Source organism: Citrobacter sp. Cpo147, assembly GCF_030332405.1.
Taxonomy (GTDB): domain Bacteria; phylum Pseudomonadota; class Gammaproteobacteria; order Enterobacterales; family Enterobacteriaceae; genus Citrobacter; species Citrobacter portucalensis.
In genome coordinates, this window is the sequence record NZ_JAOWHX010000035.1 from 176,149 (window position 1) to 199,390 (window position 23,242).

22 protein-coding genes and 1 pseudogene are annotated in these 23,242 nt (G+C 53.4%); 11 read left to right on the forward strand and 12 right to left on the reverse strand.

What is annotated here, in order from left to right:
- Positions 1 to 234 precede the first annotated feature (234 nt).
- From cysG to tsgA, 5 genes are all read right to left on the reverse strand, one after another.
- Entirely contained in the window at positions 235 to 1,608 is a 1,374-nt protein-coding gene (cysG, locus tag OGY06_RS17470; protein WP_003827696.1) for a siroheme synthase CysG, read from the reverse strand.
- Between the two features lie 11 nt (positions 1,609 to 1,619).
- Positions 1,620 to 2,429 carry a nitrite transporter NirC gene (gene nirC / locus OGY06_RS17475; protein WP_008786308.1) on the reverse strand — a complete coding sequence of 270 codons (810 nt, stop codon included), beginning with the start codon at positions 2,427 to 2,429 and terminating at the stop codon, positions 1,620 to 1,622.
- 199 nt (positions 2,430 to 2,628) lie between these two features.
- Positions 2,629 to 2,955, reverse strand: coding sequence for a nitrite reductase small subunit NirD (gene nirD, locus OGY06_RS17480; protein ID WP_003023590.1), 327 nt, complete (start codon positions 2,953 to 2,955; stop codon positions 2,629 to 2,631).
- Complete coding sequence (gene nirB / locus OGY06_RS17485; RefSeq protein ID WP_218667137.1) at positions 2,952 to 5,495, reverse strand: NADPH-nitrite reductase large subunit; 2,544 nt, start codon at positions 5,493 to 5,495, stop codon at positions 2,952 to 2,954. Before nirB ends, nirD begins: the two co-directional genes overlap by 4 nt.
- 272 nt (positions 5,496 to 5,767) lie before the next feature.
- Positions 5,768 to 6,949, reverse strand: coding sequence for an MFS transporter TsgA (gene tsgA / locus OGY06_RS17490; protein WP_218667138.1), 1,182 nt, complete (start codon positions 6,947 to 6,949; stop codon positions 5,768 to 5,770).
- A gap of 264 nt (positions 6,950 to 7,213) precedes the next feature.
- Here tsgA and ppiA point away from each other — a divergent pair, with 264 nt between their 5' ends.
- The 5 genes from ppiA (at position 7,214) to argD (ending at position 10,550) form a co-directional block, all read left to right on the forward strand.
- The gene (gene ppiA, locus OGY06_RS17495) at positions 7,214 to 7,786 is read left to right on the forward strand and encodes a peptidylprolyl isomerase A (protein ID WP_003023595.1); all 573 of its coding nucleotides are present in this window, start codon (positions 7,214 to 7,216) and stop codon (positions 7,784 to 7,786) included.
- 106 nt (positions 7,787 to 7,892) lie between these two features.
- Positions 7,893 to 8,060, forward strand: coding sequence for a FicA/YhfG family antitoxin (gene ficA / locus OGY06_RS17500; protein ID WP_003827708.1), 168 nt, complete (start codon positions 7,893 to 7,895; stop codon positions 8,058 to 8,060).
- Positions 8,050 to 8,652, forward strand: a complete 603-nt coding sequence (locus tag OGY06_RS17505) for a putative adenosine monophosphate-protein transferase Fic (RefSeq protein WP_003827710.1) — start codon at positions 8,050 to 8,052, stop codon at positions 8,650 to 8,652. Before ficA ends, OGY06_RS17505 begins: the two co-directional genes overlap by 11 nt.
- Before the next feature lie 31 nt (positions 8,653 to 8,683).
- Positions 8,684 to 9,247, forward strand: a complete 564-nt coding sequence (gene pabA, locus OGY06_RS17510; protein WP_003827711.1) for an aminodeoxychorismate synthase component 2 — start codon at positions 8,684 to 8,686, stop codon at positions 9,245 to 9,247.
- An 85-nt stretch (positions 9,248 to 9,332) separates the two neighbouring features.
- Entirely contained in the window at positions 9,333 to 10,550 is a 1,218-nt protein-coding gene (gene argD / locus OGY06_RS17515; RefSeq protein WP_126956353.1) for a bifunctional acetylornithine/succinyldiaminopimelate transaminase, read from the forward strand.
- 70 nt (positions 10,551 to 10,620) lie between these two features.
- Here argD and OGY06_RS17520 read toward each other — a convergent pair whose 3' ends face one another.
- Together OGY06_RS17520 and crp are read right to left on the reverse strand one after the other, a co-directional pair.
- Complete coding sequence (locus tag OGY06_RS17520) at positions 10,621 to 12,708, reverse strand: YccS/YhfK family putative transporter (protein ID WP_191222580.1); 2,088 nt, start codon at positions 12,706 to 12,708, stop codon at positions 10,621 to 10,623.
- A 51-nt stretch (positions 12,709 to 12,759) separates the two neighbouring features.
- Positions 12,760 to 13,392, reverse strand: coding sequence for a cAMP-activated global transcriptional regulator CRP (crp, locus tag OGY06_RS17525; RefSeq protein ID WP_000242758.1), 633 nt, complete (start codon positions 13,390 to 13,392; stop codon positions 12,760 to 12,762).
- Between the two features lie 308 nt (positions 13,393 to 13,700).
- On the opposite strand from crp, the gene OGY06_RS17530 reads away from it, so the two are divergent.
- Positions 13,701 to 14,108 carry an OsmC family protein gene (locus OGY06_RS17530; protein ID WP_003827750.1) on the forward strand — a complete coding sequence of 136 codons (408 nt, stop codon included), beginning with the start codon at positions 13,701 to 13,703 and terminating at the stop codon, positions 14,106 to 14,108.
- A gap of 93 nt (positions 14,109 to 14,201) precedes the next feature.
- Here the strand turns inward: OGY06_RS17530 and OGY06_RS17535 are convergent, their stop codons facing one another.
- From OGY06_RS17535 to OGY06_RS17550, 4 genes and pseudogenes are all read right to left on the reverse strand, one after another.
- Complete coding sequence (locus tag OGY06_RS17535) at positions 14,202 to 15,071, reverse strand: phosphoribulokinase (protein WP_003827751.1); 870 nt, start codon at positions 15,069 to 15,071, stop codon at positions 14,202 to 14,204.
- 53 nt (positions 15,072 to 15,124) lie between these two features.
- On the reverse strand, positions 15,125 to 15,343 hold the full coding sequence (locus tag OGY06_RS17540; RefSeq protein WP_003023615.1) for a YheU family protein: 219 nt from the start codon (positions 15,341 to 15,343) through the stop codon (positions 15,125 to 15,127).
- Positions 15,340 to 16,408 (reverse strand): annotated as a pseudogene (locus tag OGY06_RS17545) (hydrolase). The gene OGY06_RS17540 and the pseudogene OGY06_RS17545 overlap by 4 nt, the downstream one beginning before the upstream one ends.
- Before the next feature lie 175 nt (positions 16,409 to 16,583).
- On the reverse strand, positions 16,584 to 18,485 hold the full coding sequence (locus OGY06_RS17550; RefSeq protein ID WP_003827754.1) for an ABC transporter ATP-binding protein: 1,902 nt from the start codon (positions 18,483 to 18,485) through the stop codon (positions 16,584 to 16,586).
- 132 nt (positions 18,486 to 18,617) lie between these two features.
- Between OGY06_RS17550 and kefG the strand changes: the two genes are divergently transcribed.
- The 4 genes from kefG (at position 18,618) to slyD (ending at position 21,833) form a co-directional block, all read left to right on the forward strand.
- Positions 18,618 to 19,169: a glutathione-regulated potassium-efflux system ancillary protein KefG gene (kefG, locus tag OGY06_RS17555; protein WP_003023629.1), complete on the forward strand. Its 552-nt coding sequence runs from the start codon at positions 18,618 to 18,620 to the stop codon at positions 19,167 to 19,169.
- The gene (kefB, locus tag OGY06_RS17560; RefSeq protein WP_003827759.1) at positions 19,169 to 20,974 is read left to right on the forward strand and encodes a glutathione-regulated potassium-efflux system protein KefB; all 1,806 of its coding nucleotides are present in this window, start codon (positions 19,169 to 19,171) and stop codon (positions 20,972 to 20,974) included. The genes kefG and kefB overlap by 1 nt, the downstream gene beginning before the upstream one ends.
- Positions 20,975 to 20,983: 9 nt before the next feature.
- Positions 20,984 to 21,184, forward strand: a complete 201-nt coding sequence (locus OGY06_RS17565) for a YheV family putative zinc ribbon protein (protein ID WP_003023632.1) — start codon at positions 20,984 to 20,986, stop codon at positions 21,182 to 21,184.
- Positions 21,185 to 21,278: 94 nt separating this feature from the next.
- Entirely contained in the window at positions 21,279 to 21,833 is a 555-nt protein-coding gene (slyD, locus tag OGY06_RS17570) for a peptidylprolyl isomerase (RefSeq protein WP_286605796.1), read from the forward strand.
- 113 nt (positions 21,834 to 21,946) lie between these two features.
- On the opposite strand, the gene OGY06_RS17575 is transcribed toward slyD, so the two are convergent.
- A complete protein-coding gene (locus tag OGY06_RS17575; RefSeq protein WP_003023639.1) occupies positions 21,947 to 22,165 on the reverse strand; it encodes a protein SlyX in 219 nt (72 codons plus the stop codon).
- Between the two features lie 232 nt (positions 22,166 to 22,397).
- Between OGY06_RS17575 and fkpA the strand changes: the two genes are divergently transcribed.
- Positions 22,398 to 23,216 carry an FKBP-type peptidyl-prolyl cis-trans isomerase gene (gene fkpA, locus OGY06_RS17580; RefSeq protein ID WP_063941375.1) on the forward strand — a complete coding sequence of 273 codons (819 nt, stop codon included), beginning with the start codon at positions 22,398 to 22,400 and terminating at the stop codon, positions 23,214 to 23,216.
- Positions 23,217 to 23,242 lie beyond the last annotated feature (26 nt).

Genomic DNA, 23,242 nt, shown 5'->3' on the forward strand with positions numbered 1-23,242 from the left:
CTTCGGGTGACGCTATTTCACAAATAATCATGGTAACTATGATTTATTAAATTCGTGAATTTTATTTATTCTTGTTAGGGATGTGAGTGGGATGTTTTGTGCGGTTTTTATGAATTCATGCGGAAATGTATTTATGTGATGAATGAATTCATTTTTTCTTCATCTGGATTTGAGAATAAATAATGAATGAAAAAAAGATAAATAAATGCCCTGAATGTCAGGGCATGATTTAAATTAATAATTAGAGAACCAGTTTAATTTATCCCGTAACCCTACCACACGACCAACAATAATTAGCGCTGGGCTTTCAACCTGTTGTGCCAGCTCGCCGAGCTGTGTCAGTACCCCATTAACGACGCGTTGCTTCACGGAAGTCCCGTTTTCTACAAGCGCGACGGGCATATTGGGCTGCATGCCAAATTCAATCAGTTTTTCCTGGATGGTGGCTGCCTGATTCAGTCCCATGTAGAACACCAGCGTTTGTTTCTCTGCTGCCAGGTTTTCCCAGTCCAACTCACCGCCGGTTTTCAGGTGTCCGGTAACCAGACGTACGCTCTGAGCGTAATCACGATGGGTCAGTGGAATGCCGGAATAGGCAGAACAACCGGAGGCTGCGGTAATACCTGGCACTACAGAGAATGGAATACCAGCATGGCACAGCGTTTCCAGCTCTTCGCCACCGCGGCCAAAGATGAACGGGTCGCCACCTTTCAGTCGTACCACGCGCTTGCCCTGTTGTGCTTCACGCAGCAGAATCTGGTTGATCTCTTCCTGTGGTACGCAGTGATAGCCCGCACGTTTACCGACGAATACCCGGTCTGCGTCGCGGCGTACAAGGTTCATGATATCGTCGGAAACCAGACGGTCATAGACCACGACATCCGCTTGCTGGATCTGCTGTAGCCCTTTCAGCGTCAGCAGGCCGGCATCGCCAGGACCGGCGCCAACCAGCACCACTTCGCCACGGTGATCCAGCGGTTCGCTGAGCATTTGCTCGGTGGTTTCCTCGACGGCTTTCAGGTCATTGTTCGCCAACGACTGCGCCAGGCGGTCATTCACGAACAATTTTTCCCAGAAGCGGCGACGTTCACCCATGCTGGTAAACTGTTTCTTCACACGGGAGCGCAACTTGCCGGCATACTGCGCGACCTGGCCCAGATGCTGAGGCAGTACAGATTCAAGCCTTTCACGCAGCAGACGGGCAAGCACCGGCGATGTTCCGCCGGAGGAGACCGCCACCATCAGCGGCGAGCGGTCGATAATGGAGGGCATGATAAAACTGGCTGCTTTTGGCGCATCGACCACGTTGCAGAAGATACGACGTGATTCTGCTGCGGTGCTGACGCTTTGGTTGACGGCATCGTCATCGGTGGCGGCAATAGCCAACCAGCAGGTGTCGAGCAGGGACTCATCGAACGGTCCCTCCACCAGCGTCAGCATATTTTCATCTGCCCATACTTTGAACTGCGGAATAAACGCCAGCGCATTAACCGTTAAACGGGCGCCAGCTTCCAGCAGTAACCGCGCTTTGCGTTCTGCGACATCACCACCGCCGACGATCAAGCAGTCGCGGTCACGTAGTTGACAAAATATAGGCAAATGATCCACGACATTACCCCTTAATTATTGGCAGCAGCCTCTGGCTGATTGATTTTTGCCGGAGCTGGACGCTCCGATTTTGGCGTAGCATACCAATAACCTAATCCCATGAATACGACACCGGACAAAGTATTACCGAGTGTCACCCACAGCAGGTTATGACCAATTCCTGACAGGGTATAGGCTTCGCTGTGATGGCCGAACCAAGAGAGGGCAAACAGCGTCATGTTGGCAACGGAGTGCTCGTAGCCGGAAGCAATAAACGCCAGCAGACACCACCAGATAGCGAGGAATTTTGCCGCGCCTTCGGTACGGATTGCCATCCAGATTGCCAGACAAACCAACCAGTTACACAGTGCCCCTTTAAAGAACAGCACCATCGCAGGCGCGGTGGTTTTCGCCAGAGCAACAGAATGGACGATGCTGGTATCGACCGGCAGCAGGCTACCGCCGCCCCAGCTGTAAAGCAGAGCGACAAACACGGAACCGACCAGGTTACCCAGCCAGGTTTTTGGCAGGATTGCCCACATCTGGCCGTGACTTATGGTGCCCGCTTTGACGCCGAGCGTCAGGAACATGGTATGTCCGGTGAACAGTTCAGAACCGGCAATAATGACCAGTGTTAAGGCAATACCAAAGGTTGCACCCATCACCAGAGGACGAACGGACGGGTCGAGCAGATTACCGAGGGTGAAAATAAGAATGATGCCGAGACCAACATAGGCTCCCGCCATTGCCGAACTAATCCAGAATCCGAGCGGGTTATTAGCCGACAGGCGTGCGATGCGCGCAGCGTTAGCCGCACACTTATTGATAGTGTCTGTGAACATGTGTTGATTATCCTTTTCTCACTTCATCCTTTGCCCTGCCTCTTTGTTGGCTGCCCTCGCTCACCCCAGTCACATAGTGAACTATGCTCCTGGGGATTTGCTCAGTTGCCGCCGCGATGCAGTACAAATGATTTTGTGATAACAATGAAAATGAAAAAAAATACAAAAAAGGGGAGGCGTTGCGCCTCCCAAAAATTTATTAACCGCGCAGTTGCACCGTGCCGTCTTTCACTCGCGCTTCGTAATGTTTCACGGAGAACTGTTCGTCTTCCATGCACAAACCGTCGCTTAAGCGAAAACGCTGCTTTTTCAGCGGGCTGGCAACCCACAATTCGCCCTGATGTTCAGCAATCAGCCCACGAGAAAGCACGCTGGACTCAAAGAACGGGTCGATGTTGCTGATCGCAAACACCTGGTCGCTGTGATACGGGCGGAAAATCGCAACCTGCTCGTTACCTAACAGGGCGCAGACGCCTGTTGCAGGCAGAATGTCATCGATTTTGCAGATGTTTTTCCACTGGCTCATGCGTTTTCCTCCACCAGAGTCACCGGGATACGCTCATAAGGCGTGGCCGGACGATGTTGTTCACGTTCAGGCACAACCTGGACATTCGGATCGCGTTTTTCGCTGTTGATAAAGTGTTTGAAGCGAACCTGCGCGGATGGGGTGTTAACGGTTTCTGTCCACTCACACACCACTGCTTCACGCAGACGAGCCATCTCTTCTTCCAGGTGCTGGTTCAGGCCCAGCTTGTCGTCGATGATGACGGACTTCAGATACTCGATACCGCCTTCCAGATTGTCTAACCACGGTGCGGTACGGGTCAGTTTGTCAGCGGTACGGATGTAGAACATCATGAAACGGTCAAGGTATTTGAGCAGCGTTTCGCGATCGATATCCGCGGCCAGCAGGTCCGCATGACGAGGTTTCATCCCGCCGTTACCGCAAACGTACAGGTTCCAGCCTTTCTCAGTGGCGATGATACCCACGTCTTTGCCCTGAGCTTCCGCACATTCACGGGTACAGCCGGAGACGCCGAATTTCATTTTGTGCGGGGTACGGATGCCTTTGTAGCGATTTTCCAGCTCCACGCCGAAGCCAACGCTATCGCCGACGCCGTAACGGCACCAGGTGCTGCCTACGCAGGTTTTCGCCATACGCAGCGCTTTGGCATACGCGTGACCGGTTTCAAAACCGGCTTCAATCAGCTGACGCCAGATTTCCGGCAGGTCATCTTTCTGCGCGCCGAACAGACCGATACGCTGAGAACCGGTAATTTTGGTGTACAGGTTAAACTCACGCGCGATACGGCCCACAGCCACCAGGCCTTCAGGGGTAATTTCGCCACCCGCAGAGCGCGGGATCACGGAGTAAGTACCGTCTTTCTGGATGTTCGCCAGGAAGTTGTCGTTGGTGTCCTGCAACGGCGTGTGCTGTGGTTTGAGGATGTACTCATTCCAGCAGGAAGCCAGCAGGGAACCGACGGTCGGTTTACACACTTCGCAGCCGTAGCCTTTCCCGTGTTTTGCCAGCAGCTCTTCGAAGGTTTTGATGCCTTCTACGCGGATGAGATGGAACAGTTCCTGACGTGAGTACGGGAAGTGTTCGCACAGATTGTTGTTAACTTCGATACCCTGTTTCGCCAGTTCGGCGTTCAGGACCTGCGTTACCAGTGGGATACACCCACCGCAACCGGTACCCGCTTTGGTTTCCGCTTTCAGCGCCGCAACGGTATGACAGCCTTTGTTGATAGCGGCAATCAGCATGCCTTTGGTGACATCGAAGCAGGAGCAAATCTGCGCGCTATCCGGCAGTTTATCGACACCGATAGACGGCTTACCGCTGCCCGCGTGTGCTGGCAGAATCAGTGAATCCGGGTTTTCCGGCAGCTCGATGGCGTTCAGCACCAGTTGCAGCAGATTGCCGTAATCGCTGGTATCGCCCACCAGAACCGCGCCTAGCAGGGTTTTGTTATCTTCGCTAACGATGAGACGTTTGTAGACTTCTTTGCTTTCGTCGAGATAGACGTAGCTACGTGCGCCCGGCGTGCGCGCATGCGCGTCGCCAATACCGCCGACGTCAACGCCGAGCAGCTTCAGCTTGGCGCTCAGGTCCGCGCCTTCAAAGGCGTTTTCAGTTTCGAGAATATGGTCAACGGCAACCTGCGCCATTTTGTAGCCCGGAGCGACCAGACCATACACGCGGTTGTTCCAGCTGGCGCATTCGCCGATAGCATAGATGTCCGGGTCAGAGGTCTGGCAGGTGTCGTTAATGACGATACCGCCGCGAGGGGCGACGTCCAGGCCGCACTGGGTGGCCAGTTTGTCGCGTGGACGAATACCGGTAGAGAAGACGATGAAATCAACTTCCAGTTCGCTGCCGTCGGCAAAACGCATGGTTTTGCGCGCTTCGGTGCCTTCCTGAACGATCTCTTTGGTGTTTTTGCTGGTGTGCACACGCACGCCCATGCTTTCAATTTTGCGACGTAACTGCTCGCCACCCATATGATCCAGCTGTTCAGCCATCAGCATTGGGGCGAATTCAATCACGTGGGTTTCAACGCCGAGGCTTTTCAGCGCACCGGCGGCTTCCAGGCCCAGCAGACCACCGCCGACCACGGCACCGCGTTTGCTGCGGCGTGCGCAAGACTCAATGGCGTTGAGGTCTTCGATGGTGCGGTAAACGAAGCAGTCCTGGGTTTCCGAACCTTTAATCGGTGGGATCCACGGGTAAGAGCCCGTCGCCATGATCAGCTTATCGTAGTAAACCGTACGACCTGCGCTGGAGTGGATCACCTTCTCCTGGCGGTTAATGGTAATTGCGCGCTCGCCCACTAACACCTTAATGCCGTGCTTCTCGTAGAATCCTTCACGCACCAGAGAAAGCTCTTCAGCGGTGTGGTGGGAGAAGTAGGAAGACAGGTGTACGCGGTCGTACGCTTTGCGGGGTTCTTCACAGAAGACGGTAATATCAAAATTGGCAGCGTCGGATTTATCAAGAAGATCCTCAATAAAGCGATGGCCGACCATACCATTACCGATAATAGCGAGTCTGACTTTGCTCATTTTTGCCTCGATTTCTTTTCTATTACTGCCTACCTTAACGATTCAGCAACCGCGCTTATTGATGCAAATCAAATTCGCCCTTATATACTCCTTAAGAGGTATATAACTGATTTGTCAGCATTTTTATAAGTGACGGAATTATTTGGGTTTTCGTGTTTGTATAAATAGCGTACAAATTAAGGGGTTTTTGTAAGAATTGGCCTACATGACCAGTGAAAGAAGAGAGGAGGGGAAAATATGCCGGATGATGTGGATACCATCCGGCAGTGAGATTAATGCGCTACTGGGGCGTTATGCTGGCGATGACGCGTGACGAATCCAAGAATAAAGCACATCACGAATACAACCGCATACAAGCCGTTAGCCGTTTGCAATGCCGCCTGCGGGCCGCTGTGTGCCACGATAGGGCCGGTGACGACGAAAGTGAGCATAGTGCCGATGGTGCCGCAGGTCAGAACGAAGTTAACCAGTTTGGGTGAGGCGACCTTCGTCTGCTGGGAGCCAAGGGTAATGATGGTGGTATAAATCGCGCTGGAGAAGAAGCCCAGCGTCATAATAAACCACGGCATATGCTCTGGCGTACCGGTGATAAACAGATACATCAGGACGGTAGCCAGACCCGCCAGTACGGTCAGGATGCGCTGCAAATCGAAGAAACGCAGAATAAAGCTAAATGCCCACATGCCAATCATGTAAGACATCCAGAAGTCGCTGACCAGTTTACCCGCATCGTTCAGGCTCATGCCCAGACTTTTGGCGTACTCCGGGACCCAGGAGATAAAACCCAACTGACCGAGGATGTAGCACAGTGCAGCGATCGCCAGAAACAGCACGCCAATCCCCCATTTTTCTTTTACTACCGGCGCGTCTGACTGCTGAGCGTGTTTACCCAGTGCCGGGAATTCACAACCGAAGGTCAGCAGGAAAATGGCGACGTATACGAGGCCGATGCAGGCATAGACCCAATACCATTCGATGCTGCGCGCTAACAGGAACGCGGCAACCATCGGGAAAATCATGCCGGCCATGCTGAAGAAAGAGTCAGTAAACAGCAGGCGGGAACCGCGCTGGCGACCTTCATACATTTGAGTTACCAGGAACGTACCAATCGACATGGTAATACCGCTCACCAGACCCAATACAAACATGGCGGCGGAGAACAAGGCCAGGCTATGGCTGAACATCAGTCCGGCAACGGCCAGTACCATCAGGATAAAGCCGAAGCGCAACTGGGTTTTCAGTGGCACGATTTCCATTAACCATGCATTCAGAAAGATAGAGATCAGAATGCCGGCATTCAGGAAGGTGAAGGTGTTACTCATGCTGGAAACGGGCAAATGGAAGTAATCTGCGATGTTTCCCATCACCATCCCGGTGACAATTACCAACGCACCTGTCAGGGCGTAGGAGAGAAAGCTAATCCATGTGAGCTTGATGCGATTGCTGTTAGTCATGACTGGCCTGTATAGAAGTGTAAGGCGCATTGACTGCGCCGTGAGCGGGCAGATTTTAGGCGCTTTAGTGACGCATTTAAATATTTATTGGTAATAACTTGGTGCGTTACATTTTTCTATGTGATCTTGATCACATAGATGCTTGCAGCCATGAGGTTACATTTGTTTCAGGTACGTAAAATTAAGTAAAGGGATGGCCTTGTCCTTGAAGGCTCTTTAGAATCAATTCACTTGCTTCATTTCTGCTCTTGTTAAGGAATTCTCATGCTCAAATCGACTCTGGCGGCTGTTGCAGCTGTTCTCGCTCTTTCTGCTCTCTCTCCCGCAGCACTGGCAGCAAAAGGTGATCCACATGTTCTGCTGACAACCTCTGCTGGTAACATTGAGCTGGAGCTGAACAGTCAGAAAGCCCCGGTTTCAGTGCAAAACTTTGTCGATTATGTCAACAGTGGTTTCTATAACAACACCACGTTCCACCGTGTGATCCCAGGCTTCATGGTGCAGGGCGGCGGTTTTACCGAGCAGATGCAGCAGAAGAAACCTAATCCGCCAATCAAGAATGAAGCCGATAACGGACTGCGTAACACTCGCGGCACGATTGCTATGGCGCGTACAGCGGATAAAGACAGCGCGACCAGCCAGTTCTTTATCAACATTGCAGATAACGCTTTCCTCGATCACGGCCAGCGTGACTTTGGCTACGCTGTTTTTGGTAAAGTTGTGAAAGGTATGGATGTCGCGGATAAGATCTCTCAGGTACAGACCCATGATGTCGGTCCATACCAGAATGTCCCGTCAAAACCGATTGTTATCCTTTCTGCTAAAGTCCTGCCGTAATCGTATCTTGCGCGGGTAGTTCTTGCCCGCGTTCACCCCTCTCTCTGCGTAACCCTAAATTGCTGCTTATACTTGTGGCAAGTGTCGGCTCATTCAGGGAGGTCACGTGAAAAAACTCACCGATAAACAAAAGTCCAGGCTGTGGGAACAACGGCGAAACGCCAATTTCCAGGCCAGCCGACGGCTGGAAGGCGTAGATATTCCGCGGGTTACTCTGAGTGCTGAAGACGCTCTGGCGCGTCTTGAAGAGCTGAGGAGGCACTATGAGCGATAAATTCGGTGATGGTCGCGACCCGTATTTATATCCGGGCCTGAATGTCATGCGTAACCGTCTGGGGATTCATCAGGCGCAGCGTTTAGCGCAGGCGGCTTATGAACTGACAGCGCTGCGTGCGGCGACTATCGAATTGGGGCCGCTTAAACGGGGCTTACCGCACCTGTGCGCCATTCATCGCCAGCTGTATCGGGATATTTTTGACTGGGCGGGACTCCTGCGCGAAGTCGATATTTACCAGGGCGATACTCGCTTTTGCCATTTCGCCTATATCGAGAAAGAGGGCAATGCGCTGATGCAGGACCTGGAAGATGAGTCCTGGCTGGTGGGATTGCCGGAAGACAAGTTTGTCGATCGTCTTGCGCACTATTATTGCGAAATCAATGTGCTGCATCCGTTTCGCATTGGCAGTGGCCTGGCGCAGCGTATTTTCTTCGAACAGTTAGCGATTCATGCCGGATATATGCTGAGCTGGGATGGCATTCCGGTTGAAGAGTGGAATCAGGCTAATCAGAGCGGGGCGATGGGTGACCTGTCTGCATTGCGGGCGATATTTCGTAAAGTGGTAAGCGAAGCCCCGGAAACTGAGTAGAATAGCGCGGTTCTTATGTACCGGAGCCGCCATGATCCTGCTTATTGATAACTATGATTCTTTTACCTGGAACCTGTACCAATACTTCTGCGAACTGGGCGCTGATGTCCTTGTCCGGCGCAACGACGATCTGACGCTGGCGCAAATCGACGCGCTGAACCCGCAAAAAATCGTGATTTCCCCTGGGCCATGCACGCCGGATGACGCCGGTATCTCACTGGACGTTATTCGTCATTTCGCCGGTAAGCTTCCCTTGTTGGGTGTTTGTCTTGGTCACCAGGCGATGGCGCAGGCCTTTGGCGCGAACGTAGTTCGGGCGGCTAAAGTGATGCACGGTAAAACCTCGCCGATTACCCATACCGGGCAGGGTGTTTTTCAGGGACTCGCTAACCCATTAACGGTGACGCGCTACCACTCTCTGGTGGTTGCCCCTGAGACGCTTCCCGAGTGCTTTGAGGTAACAGCCTGGAGTGAAACGCAGGAGATAATGGGCATTCGTCACCGCGAGTGGGATATGGAAGGGGTACAGTTTCACCCGGAGAGTATTCTCAGCGAACAGGGGCATCAGCTACTGGCTAATTTCCTCAATCGCTGATTTGTAGTTGCTATTCAGTGATTTTTTATTCATATTTTGTGATTATAATTTCACTGGCGTTTCTGCTTAACAGGGTGGTAATGACATGGCAACTGAACAAACTGCAATTACGCGCGCGACATTCGATGAAGTGATTCTGCCGATTTATGCACCGGCTGAGTTTATCCCGGTAAAAGGAAAAGGGAGTCGAGTGTGGGATCAACAGGGCAAAGAGTATGTTGATTTCGCGGGCGGCATTGCAGTGACCGCGTTAGGGCATTGCCATCCGGCATTGGTTGAGGCGTTAAAAACTCAGGGCGAAACCCTGTGGCATACCAGCAACGTTTTTACCAACGAACCGGCGTTGCGCTTAGGCCGTAAAATTATTGATGCGACCTTTGCCGAGCGCGTGCTGTTCATGAACTCCGGTACTGAAGCCAACGAAACCGCCTTTAAGCTGGCGCGCCACTATGCCTGCGTGCGTCATAGCCCGTTCAAAACCAAAATCATTGCCTTCCATAATGCGTTTCACGGCCGTTCGCTGTTTACCGTATCCGTTGGCGGGCAGCCGAAATACTCCGACGGCTTTGGGCCAAAACCGGCGGATATCATCCATGTCCCGTTTAACGATCTGCATGCGGTCAAAGCGGTGATGGACGATCACACCTGCGCGGTGGTGGTTGAGCCTATTCAGGGAGAGGGCGGCGTCACTGCGGCAACGCCGGAATTCCTGCAAGGTTTGCGTGAACTTTGTGACCAGCACCAGGCGCTGTTGGTATTTGATGAAGTGCAGAGCGGGATGGGGCGTACCGGCGATTTGTTTGCCTATATGCACTACGGCGTGACGCCGGATATCCTCACCAGCGCGAAGGCGCTCGGTGGCGGCTTCCCGGTGAGCGCGGTGTTGACCACTCAAGAGATTGCCTCCGCGTTCCACGTGGGCTCGCACGGCTCCACTTACGGCGGTAACCCGCTGGCCTGTGCGGTAGCGGGGGCAGCGTTTGATATCATCAACACGCCGGACGTGCTGGGAGGCATTCAGGCCCGGCGTCAGGCGTTTGTCCAGCATTTGCGCAAGATTGATCAACAGTTCGACATTTTCAGCGATATTCGCGGGATGGGGCTGCTGATTGGCGCTGAGTTGAAGCCGCAGTTTAAAGGCCGGGCGCGCGATTTCCTCTATGCCGCCGCGCACGAAGGCGTGATGGTACTGAACGCCGGGCCAGACGTAATGCGTTTCGCGCCGTCGCTGGTGGTGGAGCAGGCGGATATCGATGAAGGGATGCAGCGCTTCGCGCAGGCGGTAGCGAAAGTGGTGGGCTGATTGCCGGATGGCGTACAGGGTAAGCTGTGATTCGTAGGCCGGATAAGCGTAGCGCATCCGGCAGTCGAGCTTAACCCTTCATGTCCCGCAGTCGGCGGCTCAGCCAGATCCCGTGGTGCGGTCGCTGACGCCATGCTACCGACGAAATGGTATGCATGGTGTTCAGGTGCCCAAGAACCCGCTGCAGATGCTGCTCAAGAGTGCTTAACGGACCATGGGACAGCATCTCTGGCGCTTCGAGAATATTCACATCTCCCGAGCTTCCCGGCCCATCATATTCCAGCCGCTGCTGACAGCGCTGGAGCGCAATTTCACAGGACTCCAGATACCGCTGCGCCAACTCCGGCGTCAGCATTGTATGTTCCCTTGCCAGCGTGGTCATCGCGTTGATGTGTTCAACGATGAACTGGCTGTGCGTGACCCACAGTTTCATGTCTGCAAGGTAGTGCGAGTTAAATCCCGGCTCCTGCATTGCCTGGTTCAGCGAGTTGAACAGCGTGTTTTGCGTCTGGTTGACCCGCATGCGCTGATACGCCAGCGGCGTGGCCTGTGGATCGTTGCTGAGGATCAGACGAATGGCCTCCTGGTCGGCTTCTAACGCATCGTGGGCGTTCTTACGCAGCAGACCGCTCTGCCACTGTGGCCACAGCCAGAGCGTGCCGCCAAAGGCGATTAAGCAGCCAATGACCGTATCGACAAACCGCGGCACGATAAACTCTTCCCCGTTCAGCGTCAGCAGTTGCAGGGTGTATACCGCCGTTACCGTAAAACCGACGGTAGCCCAGCCGTAGTTTTTACGGATGATCAGATAGCTCACCAGGGTGATCAGCAGCATGGCCGCCAGCGTGAAACCTTCAGGAATATGAAAGTGCAACGTGACGCCAGCAATAACCAGTCCAACGAGCGTACCTACGGAACGGTGTAAGATGCGCACCCGGGTCGCCCCGTAGCCATTTTGCGTAACAAACAGGACTGTCATCAAAATCCAGTAAGGCTTTGGCAGGTGTAAGGCGCTGCCCATCAGGCTGGCGATACTCAACATAACGCTGATGCGTCCGGCATTGCGCAGCGCTGGGGATTTCAACGACAGGTAGTTTTTCAGGGCAGGGATCAGCGGCAACCGACGCTGCTTGTCAGCCATTAAGTCACGGGCATACAGCGGACGCTGGGTCCGTAGCACGCGGGCAATACGGCTGAAGTGCCAGTAGCAAAATTGCCCCACCGGATTGTCCGGATGCTGCCTGGCGATTTTCTCCAGCGTGCCAATCTGCTTTTCCATCGAGAAACGGGTCGGCAAGCGGTGATACAAAATATCATCGGCCAGTACCCGAAGGCGTTCGGCGACGGTTCGCGCGTTCCAGCGAATTACCTGCTCCGCGTGGCTACGCTCAACCAGTTTTTGCACTTCTTCTGGCTGATGGAGGCTAACGGAAATATGCTCCTGTAAATCCAGCGCCTCCTGAAAGGCACGCAGCAGGCGTTTGTATTCGTTGTTGTGATGTGCCGACAGCATATGCATTTGCTGATAGCACTGGGTAATCAGATCCACTGCCTTTTGTTGGCGAACCAGCAGGGGAGGCAGCGCTTTTTCTGGGTCGGCATGCTGGGTCAGCATGCTGTACTTGGCTTCACAGTAATCGGCTAATTCACGGTACAGCAAGCTGAGCGATTCGCGGAGCGGTTGCTCGCGCCACATCCAGAACCAGAACCAGTTGAACAGGCCGTACCATAACGTGCCCAGCGCGTAAATCAGCAGCGGCTCCCAGACGGGCATATTCCCGGCCAGGCTGAGCGTGAAAATCGCCGCGATAAGCGAGGCTGGCAGTAATCGCGCATGCAAAGGGCTTAGCTCGGCGGTTACGCCAAGAATCAGCGTCAGGCCGGTGAGGATCAATGGTAACGGTATAGTTTGCGCAAGCAGTAACTGCATGATCAAACTGCACCCGGCAAACAGCGATGCACCAATGACTAAGCGTTTGAAAAAGCGCTTGTGCGGAGTATCAAGACCGGCAATGTTGCAGCAGGCAGGGACGAGGGAAAAGAGAAGCCCCAAATGAAGCTGACCGATGATCAGACCAACAGCCACAGGTAAACATAGCACCAGCGTTTGTCGTAGTGCGTAGTTGATCTCTGGGTGGTATATCAGTCTTCGCCACATCGGAGTAAACAAAAGTGGCGCATTACTGGGTAACGCGCCACTTCGATGGGGTTAACGTGTGCCGTAGACGACGATGGTCTTACCGTGTGCGGAGATCAGGTTCTGATCTTCCAGCATCTTCAGAATACGACCGACGGTCTCACGGGAGCAGCCAACGATCTGGCCGATTTCCTGACGGGTGATTTTAATCTGCATGCCGTCCGGGTGGGTCATCGCATCAGGCTGTTTCGCCAGATTCAGCAGAGTCTGCGCGATACGACCGGTTACGTCGAGGAAGGCAAGGTTGCCCACTTTTTCAGACGTGACCTGCAGACGACGAGCCATCTGAGAAGACAGGCGCATCAGAATATCCGGGTTGACCTGGATTAATTGGCGAAATTTTTTGTAGGAAATTTCAGCGACTTCACATGCGGTTTTGGCACGTACCCAGGCGCTACGTTCCTGACCTTCTTCGAAGAGGCCTAATTCACCAATAAAATCGCCCTGATTCAGATAAGAAAGGATCATTTCTTTCCCTTCTTCATCTTTGATCAGCACTGCCACGGAGCCTTTAACGATGTAATACAACGTTTCCGCTTTTTCACCCTGGTGAATCAGCGTGCTCTTCGATGGGTACTTATGAATATGGCAATGAGACAAGAACCATTCGAGAGTCGGGTCTGTTTGCGGTTTGCCAAGCACCATGCGCGGTTATCCTCTGTTATAAGCTGTCTCCAGAGCCAGAAAACGACGCTGCCTCTGGGTTTGCAAAAATATGCTTCCCGCTACCTGGGAAAGGGGCTGTCAAAAATATACTGCAGCCTGTAATGTGATGTCCTCTGCATACATGCAGTACGTCAATGTATTACTGTAGCATCCCGTCTGTTTTAGCATAGCTTTCGCCGTGTGTCTCCTGGTGTCTCGCTTCAGCATGACGCAGGTCGCCTTCCGTTGCGAGAATTGTTATGTGCGCGTAATCTGTCAGGAAAATTGAAACATTGGAGTTACGAAATATGCAAGCGCGTGTAAAGTGGGTTGAGGGGTTAACCTTCCTCGGTGAGTCCGCCTCTGGTCACCAAATTTTGATGGACGGTAACTCCGGTGATAAAGCGCCGAGCCCGATGGAAATGGTATTAATGGCTGCTGGCGGTTGTAGCGCGATTGATGTGGTATCGATCCTGCAAAAGGGTCGTCAGGATGTGACCAACTGCGAAGTGAAACTGACTTCAGAGCGTCGTGATGAAGCGCCGCGCCTGTTTACCCACATCAACCTGCATTTCATCGTAACGGGTAACGATCTGAAAGATGCGTCTGTCTCCCGCGCCGTCGATCTTTCAGCGGAAAAATACTGCTCCGTAGCGTTGATGCTGGAAAAGGCAGTGAATATTACCCATTCCTATGAAGTGGTTGCTGCTGCGTGATGCCATGCCTGATGGCGTTTCACTTATCAGGCCTACAGGATATAAACGCGTAGGCCGGATAAGGCATCAGCCGCCATCAGGCAAAAGACTAAATCACTCGATCTTCTTACCTTCCATCAGTCGCTGTACCAGCGGCAGCATAATCAATTCCATCGCCAGACCCATTTTGCCGCCAGGTACGACTAACGTATTGATATGGGAAATGAATGAGCCCTGCAGCATGGCCAGTAACCACGGGAAGTCGATCCCTTCCAGGTTACGAAAATGAATCACGACAAAGCTTTCATCCAGTGACGGAATACTCTTAGCGGCAAAGGGATTAGAGGTATCGACGGTCGGTACGCGCTGGAAGTTAATATGCGTCCGGGAAAACTGCGGCGTGATGTAATTGATGTAATCGTCCATTGAGCGCACCACCGAGTCCATCACCGCTTCACGCGAATGGCCACGCTCGCTGGTATCGCGAGTCAGCTTCTGGATCCATTCCAGGTTTACGATAGGTACCACGCCAACCAGCAGATCGACATGCCGGGCCACGTTTTGCTGCGGGGTGACGACACCGCCGTGCAGCCCTTCGTAGAACAGTACATCCGTCGGTTCAGGCAGCGGCTGCCAGGGCGTGAATGTACCCGGAACCTGGTTCCATGGTACGGCCTCATCGTAAGTGTGCAGATATTTTCGCGACTGGCCTTTGCCCGTCTGACCGTATTCGATGAAGGTTTGTTCCAGCAAGCCGAAGTCATTAGCTTCGGGGCCAAAATAGCTGATATGCCGCCCGGCATCGCGTGCTTTGCGAATCGCCATATCCATTTCCGGACGGGTATAGCGATGAAAACTGTCACCTTCCACCTCGGCGGCGCGCAGATTTAACTGCGCGAAAATTTTACGAAACGCGAGGCTGGTGGTAGTGGTCCCCGCGCCGCTGGATCCTGTTACCGCAATCACCGGATGTTTGGCAGACATAACAACTCCATGAAATGGTTGTAATTATAGTAAAGTCGGCCGGCGGCTACGGATTACTCGTGAATCTGCTTCCTCGGCATAATGTTGACCGTTTCATGCAGTTCAGACCACACCAGCACGGCTTCACCTGATTGTAGTTGGCGTTTGACGTCGGCGACTTTTTGTTCGAGCGAGCGTTCATGTTCACCATAATCGGTGCCTTCGCGCAAGACAAAGCTTTCAATCAAATTGTCCAGCGCGTCCGGGGAGATATCTTGCCATGGGATAATCATGATGATGCCTCCAGATATGTTGTCAGCCAGTCCGGGATTCTTGATTCCAGCCACATCTCAGGACGGCGCACCGTGCCACCTATAAATCCAACGTGGCCGCCGTGTTCAGTAAGCTGGTACTCCACCTGTGAGGGCAGATTTTCCGGTTTCGGGATCACATGATGATCCATAAACGGATCGTCTTTCGCATGGATAATCAGCGTTGGTTTGGCGATCCGATTGAGCAACGGCATGGCGCTGCACTGGCGGTAATAGTCTATAGCATCGGCGAAACCGTGGATTTTGGCGGTGATTAGATCGTCAAAATCGCGAATGCGGCGTAAAGATTTCAACTGGGCCAGACTCACCGGCAGCGAACCTGGATAAGCTTCAAGCTTACGTGAGGCATTGGCTTTCAACAGATTGAGCAGGTAGCGCTGGTAGACCCGGGAGAAGCCCTTGTCCATATGGTAGCTACAGGCTTCGAGCACGAAAGGTGCAGAAACGATAACCGCCGCATCTATCGGAATATCGTTGCCTTCTTTTGCCAGCAGGCAAGCCAGCATGTTTCCACCGAGTGAATAACCTACCGCCGCGGTCGGTACGCGACCGAACTCACGCTCCAGCCAGTGTAAAAACCAGGTGCCATCTTCTGTTTCGCCCGAGTGATAAATGCGGTTCAGACGATTGGGTTCGCCGCTGCAGCCGCGAAAATGCATTACCACGCCCAGCCAGCCGCGCTTTTGTGCTGCTTCAATCAGGCCATGTGCGTAGGGGCTGTTCAGACTACCTTCCAGACCGTGAAAAACCACCAGGCGCGGTTTGTGTTTCGCCTGTTGCGGATCTTCGCTCCACGCCAGATCGACGAAATCACCGTCGGGCAATTCCAGACGCTGCCAGTGGGCGTCGAACTTCACCTTGCGGCGAATTAAACGCGGCAGCATCGTCTGCAGATGGCGGTTACTGATACCGCGCATCGGGCGGAATTCTCGCGAATCGTCGGTAGGTGGGGTCATTTCTGTGGACGTGATTTCAACCATAACACCGGAGCAATTAATAATCGGAAAGAGTAACTATACCGCGCACAGCGCGTGCGGGTTAGCCAATATGTGATTTTGTCGCTAGTTAGTCAGCAGGTTACGCGAGATTGGGTCACAACTACGTCAACGAAACGTAGGCCTGATAAGACGCGCGAGCGTCCTCATCAGGCATTTTCGGCTCTGGCGCCGGATGGCAGCTTCGCCTTCTCCGGCAATCATGACTACTCGGCGAGCATTTGCTCAAGCTGCTCCTGAGCCTCCAGCCAGGCCATTTCACACTCTTCCAGCCCGGATTTCGCACTGGCCTGCTGCTGCAAACAGGCGGTAAGTTCGGCTTTGCGACTTTGGTCGTACAGTTCGCTGTCGCCGAGTTTTTCTTCCGCCTGCGCCAGCTGTGCGTGCAGTTTCTCCATCTCTTTTTCCAGACGGGTAATCTCTTTACGCAGCGGCTGCGTCAGGGAGCGCAGTTCCGCTTCGCGGCGCTTCTGGTCTTTACGCGCCTGGGCGCTGTTAACGCTCTCTTTCGCCGGTTCGTCGCCCTGGTTTTCCTGTTTCTGGACATCGCTCAGCCACTGCTGATAATCCTCCAGATCGCCATCAAACGGCTCGACTTTCTTGTCGTGTACCAGATAGAGGTCGTCGGTGGTGGAGCGGATCAGGTGACGGTCGTGCGAGACGACAACCAGCGCACCTTCAAAGTCGATCAGCGCCTCGGTCAGCGCCTGACGCATATCCAAGTCCAGGTGGTTGGTCGGTTCATCGAGCAGCAGTAGGTTAGGGCGCTGCCAGACGATCAACGCCAGCACCAGACGCGCTTTTTCGCCACCGGAGAAGCGGCGTGTCTCTTCGCTGACTTTATCGCCCTGGAAGCCGAATCCACCCAGGTAGTCACGCAGTTTCTGTTCCAACTCCTGCGGTGCCATGCGTGCCAGATGCTGAATGGGTGATTCATCGGCGCGTAAAAACTCCAGCTGGTGCTGCGCGAAGTAGCCCAGCTTGATGCCTTTCGCCAGGCCAATCTCGCCGCTGATAGGGGCCAGTTCTCCGGCCAGCAGCTTAATCAGCGTCGATTTACCCGCGCCGTTGCGACCGAGCAGGCCGATGCGGGAACCCGGCACCAGATTCAGTTTGATCGAATCGAGAATGACGCGATCGCCGTAGCCAGCGCTGACCTTTTCCATCTTCAGCAGCGGGTTTGGCAGGCTTTCCGGCTCACGGAAGCTGAAGTGGAACGGGTTGTCCACGTGCGCTGGGGCAATCAGCTCCATGCGTTCCAGCATTTTGATACGGCTCTGTGCCTGCTTCGCTTTCGTTGCTTTAGCGCGGAAACGATCGATATAGCTTTGCAGATGCGCCACGCGCTCCTGCTGGCTTTCGTACATTGCCTGTTGCTGTGCGAGGCGCGTCGCACGCTGGATTTCAAACGCGCTGTAGTTGCCGGTGTACTCGAACATGGTTTGCTGTTCGATATGAATAATTTTATCTACAACCGGATCGAGGAAGTCGCGATCGTGGGAGATCAAAATCAGCGTACCCTGATAGCTTTTCAGCCATCTTTCCAGCCAGATCACCGCGTCGAGATCGAGGTGGTTGGTGGGTTCATCGAGCAGCAGTAGGTCTGAACGGCAAATCAGCGCCTGGGCCAGGTTGAGACGCATACGCCAGCCACCGGAGAAGTCGCTGACCGGGCGCTCAAGCTGTTCGTTGGAGAAGCCGAGGCCATGCAGCAGGCTGGCGGCGCGTGAGCGCACAGTCCAGGCGTCGATGGCATCCAGCTTGCCATGGACAGTGGCAATGGCATGTCCATCGTTACGTTCGTTAGCGTCGTTCAACTGCGCTTCCAGTTGACGATACTCGCGGTCGCCGTCAATGACGTACTCCAGCGCGGGCTGTGGCAACGCAGGCGTTTCCTGATTCACCCACGCGAGCTGCCAGTTTCCCGGATAGGTAAATCCTCCAGCGTCGGCGCTGAGTTCATTTTTCAGCAATGCCAGCAGGGTAGATTTACCGCAGCCATTTTTACCCACCAGGCCAACCTTCTGCCCTGGATTAATGGTGGCCGTGGCATTGTCCAGCAAGACGCGCACGCCGCGACGAATTTGTAACGATGAGAAAACAATCATAAGGCGCCGTATGTTCAGACTATGTTAATTTATCATTATGATAATGTAATGTGCGGGCCGTTTGCCGCACCGAGGCGCAATGGTAGCCCAAAACGTCGAAAATAGACAAAAGACAAAACCGGGAGGGGGATGATGTTCCAGCCAGCGAAAGTCTTGCTGCTGTATGCCCATCCGGAATCTCAGGACTCGGTCGCGAACCGTGTTCTGCTTAAACCGGCCATGCAGCTCAGCAATGTTACCGTGCACGACCTTTACGCGCACTATCCTGATTTTTTTATCGATATTCCGCATGAACAGGCGCTGCTGCGTGAGCATGATGTGATTGTTTTTCAGCACCCACTCTATACCTATAGCTGTCCGGCGCTGTTAAAGGAATGGCTTGACCGCGTACTGAGCCGCGGATTTGCCAGCGGTCCCGGAGGGAATCAACTGGCGGGAAAGTACTGGCGTAGCGTTATCACTACCGGAGAACCGGAAAGTGCCTACCGCTATGACGCGCTAAACCGTTATCCAATGAGCGATGTGCTGCGTCCTTTCGAGCTAACGGCCGGTATGTGCCGCATGCACTGGATGAGCCCAATTATCGTTTACTGGGCCAGACGGCAAACGAAGCAGGAGCTGGACAGCCATGCGAAAGCGTATGGTGACTGGCTGGCGAATCCGATCCCTGTGGGAGGCCGCTAATGGAAGGTTCTGATTTATTGACAGCGGGAGTGTTGTTCCTCTTCGCGGCGGTGGCTGCAGTTCCCCTGGCCTCAAAGCTGGGTATCGGTCCTGTGCTGGGTTACTTGCTGGCGGGTATTGCTATCGGCCCGTGGGGATTAGGATTCATCAGCGATGTGGATGAAATTCTGCACTTCTCCGAGCTGGGCGTAGTCTTTCTGATGTTCATCATTGGGCTGGAACTTAATCCCGCCAAACTGTGGCAACTGCGGCGTTCAATTTTTGGCGTCGGTGCCGCGCAGGTGATGCTGAGCGCGGTGGTGCTGGCCGGATTATTGATGCTCACTGCGTTCTCCTGGCAGGCGGCAGTGGTTGGCGGCATTGGTCTGGCGATGTCATCGACCGCTATGGCGCTACAGTTGATGCGCGAAAAAGGCATGAACCGCAGTGAATCCGGACAACTGGGTTTTTCGGTACTGCTGTTTCAGGATCTGGCGGTGATCCCCGCGCTGGCACTGGTTCCGCTGCTGGCGGGTTCTGCTGACGAACATTTTGACTGGATCAAAGTGGGAATGAAGGTGCTGGCCTTTGCCGGCATGCTGATTGGCGGTCGCTATTTGCTGCGTCCGGTTTTCCGCTTTATTGCGGATTCTGGCGTGCGGGAAGTGTTCACCGCTGCCACGCTGCTGTTGGTGCTGGGTTCTGCTCTATTTATGGATGCGCTGGGGCTGTCAATGGCGCTGGGAACGTTTATCGCGGGCGTGCTGCTGGCGGAAAGCGAATACCGACATGAGCTGGAAACGGCAATCGATCCGTTTAAAGGCCTGTTGCTCGGGCTGTTTTTTATCTCCGTTGGCATGTCGCTCAACCTCGGCGTGCTCTACACCCATATTCTGTGGGTGGCAGCGAGCGTGATAGTGCTGGTGGTCGTAAAAATGCTGGTGCTGTATGTGCTGGCGCGTCTTAACGGCATGAGAAGCTCTGAACGGATGCAATTTGCCGGGGTTTTAAGTCAGGGTGGTGAATTCGCTTTCGTGCTGTTTTCAACGGCATCCTCGCAACGGCTGTTTCAGGGCGACCAAATGGCGTTGCTGCTGGTGACCGTCACGCTGTCGATGATGACCACACCGCTGGTGATGAAGCTGATTGATAAATGGCTCTCCCGCCAGTTTAACGGCACGGATGAGGAAGATGAAAAACCCTGGGTGGAAGATGATAAACCGCAGGTGATTGTGGTGGGGTTTGGGCGTTTTGGTCAGGTTATTGGTCGCCTGTTGATGGCCAATAAAATGCGCATTACCGTTCTGGAGCGGGATATCAGCGCGGTGAATCTGATGCGTAAATATGGCTATAAGGTTTATTACGGTGATGCCACGCAGGTGGAACTGTTGCGCTCCGCAGGGGCAGAGGCGGCGCAATCTATTGTTATTACGTGTAATGAGCCTGAAGACACCATGAAACTGGTGGAACTGTGCCAACAGTATTTTCCGCATTTGCATATTCTTGCGCGAGCGCGCGGACGTGTAGAGGCACATGAGTTATTACAGGCTGGTGTGACGCAGTTTTCCCGCGAAACGTTCTCCAGTGCGCTGGAGTTGGGGCGTAAAACGCTGGTTACACTGGGAATGCATCCGCACCAGGCTCAGCGCGCTCAGCTGCATTTTCGGCGGCTGGATATGCGCATGCTGCGGGAACTGATCCCCATGCATACAGATACGGTACAAATCTCTCGAGCCAGGGAAGCCCGACGCGAGCTGGAGGAAATTTTCCAACGAGAGATGCAGCAAGAGCGACGTCAGTTGGATGGCTGGGATGAATTTGAGTAGAGGATAACCATGGCAATTCGTAAACGTTTTATCGCAGGTGCAAAATGTCCGTCCTGCCAGTCGCAGGATACGCTGGCGATGTGGCGCGAAAATAATATCGATATTGTTGAGTGTGTTAAGTGCGGTCATCAGATGCGGGAAGCGGATAAAGAGGCGCGCGAGCACGTTCGCAAAGAAGAGCAAGTGATCGGGATTTTTCATCCGGACTAGCGATATGGCGCAGCTTTTTTTAAGCTAGAGGGTACACGGGTGCAGAATTCCGCTACAATCTGCGCCACTATTCTTTCCATGCTCAGGAGATATCATGAAAGTAGCAAAGGACCTGGTGGTCAGCCTGGCCTATCAGGTACGTACAGAAGACGGTGTGTTGGTTGATGAGTCTCCGGTGAGTGCACCGCTGGACTACCTGCATGGTCACGGTTCCCTGATTTCTGGCCTGGAAACAGCGCTGGACGGTCATGAAGTTGGCGACAAATTCGATGTTGCTGTTGGCGCAAACGACGCATACGGTCAGTACGACGAAAACCTGGTGCAGCGCGTTCCTAAAGACGTCTTCATGGGCGTTGACGAACTGCAGGTTGGCATGCGTTTCCTGGCTGAAACTGACCAGGGTCCAGTACCGGTAGAAATTACCGAAGTGGAAGACGACCACGTTGTGGTTGACGGTAACCACATGCTGGCTGGCCAGAATCTGAAATTCAACGTAGAAGTTGTTGCTATCCGCGAAGCGACCGAAGAAGAACTGGCTCACGGCCACGTTCACGGTGCGCACGGTCACGACCATGGTCACGAGCACGGTGGCGAAGGCTGCTGCGGCGGTAGCGGTAAAGGTAACGGCGGCGGCTGCGGTTGCCACTGATCGGTATGATTGCCTGATGGCGCTACGCTTATCAGGTCTACCGTAGGCCGGATAAGACGTTTACGTCGTCATCCGGCACAAAAAAGCGGGGATATCCCCGCTTTTTTTACGTCTCAATAATGTGGCGGCGGGGTCTCTTCAGACTGCGACGCAATGTGGGACGGCTGCGTTGCTTTGAGCTTTTCTGTCAGCAGACGCAGATGGTCGCGCAGTTTGGCCATTTCCAGTTCATGCGCGGTCACCGTCACGTTGAGCTCTTCAATGGTGATCTCCTGAAATGCCAGGCGACTTTCCAGTTCAGCCAGGCGAGTTTCCATTGTTGTATCCTGCATGATTCACCTCTTTCTTTTTTCTCCGGCAGATCGCGGACTGCGGCGAATTCTACTTAACTTTGCCTGTTTGCACAGCACTCAATCTTCGGTAACGAAACTAATTTAAACAAAAAGAGTCTGAAAAGTGGTGATAATAGGGCGTGCCTGTATGTTGATTTGTTCTGCAACGCTTTATAGTACATTTTTATGTTAGCTAACCCTGGGGTGAGATGCCCCGGCCCTGGAGATATGGATGAAATCACTGTTTAAAGTAACGCTGCTGGCGACCACAATGGCTGTTGCTCTGCATGCCCCGATCACCTTCGCTGCTGATGCTGCGAAACCAGCCGCTACTGCTGACAGCAAAGCAGCATTCAAGAATGACGACCAAAAAGCCGCTTACGCGCTGGGCGCGTCCCTGGGTCGTTATATGGAAAACTCTCTGAAAGAGCAGGAAAAACTGGGCATCAAACTGGATAAAGATCAGCTGATCGCTGGTGTTCAGGATGCGTTTGCAGACAAGAGCAAACTGTCTGACCAGGAAATCGAACAAACTCTGCAGGCGTTTGAAGCGCGCGTGAAGAGCTCCGCTCAGGCGAAAATGGAAAAAGACGCGGCTGACAACGAAGCCAAAGGTAAAGTTTACCGCGAGAAATTTGCTAAAGAGAAAGGCGTTAAAACCTCTTCTACTGGCCTGGTCTACAAAGTAGAGAAAGAAGGTACTGGCGCTGCACCGAAAGACAGCGATACCGTGGTAGTCAACTACAAAGGTACGCTGATCGATGGTAAAGAGTTTGATAACTCCTACACCCGTGGTGAGCCGCTGTCTTTCCGTCTTGACGGTGTAATCCCTGGTTGGACTGAAGGCCTGAAAAACATCAAGAAAGGCGGCAAAATCCAGCTGGTTATCCCACCGGATCTTGCTTACGGCAAAACCGGCGTCCCGGGTATTCCGGCCAACTCTACGCTGGTCTTTGATGTTGAACTGTTAGACATCAAACCGGCACCGAAAGCTGACGCGCAGCCAGATGCTGCACCGGCAGAGAAAGCTGCAGACAGCAGCAAAAAATAAGCTAACAAAAACCGCCGCCCACAGGG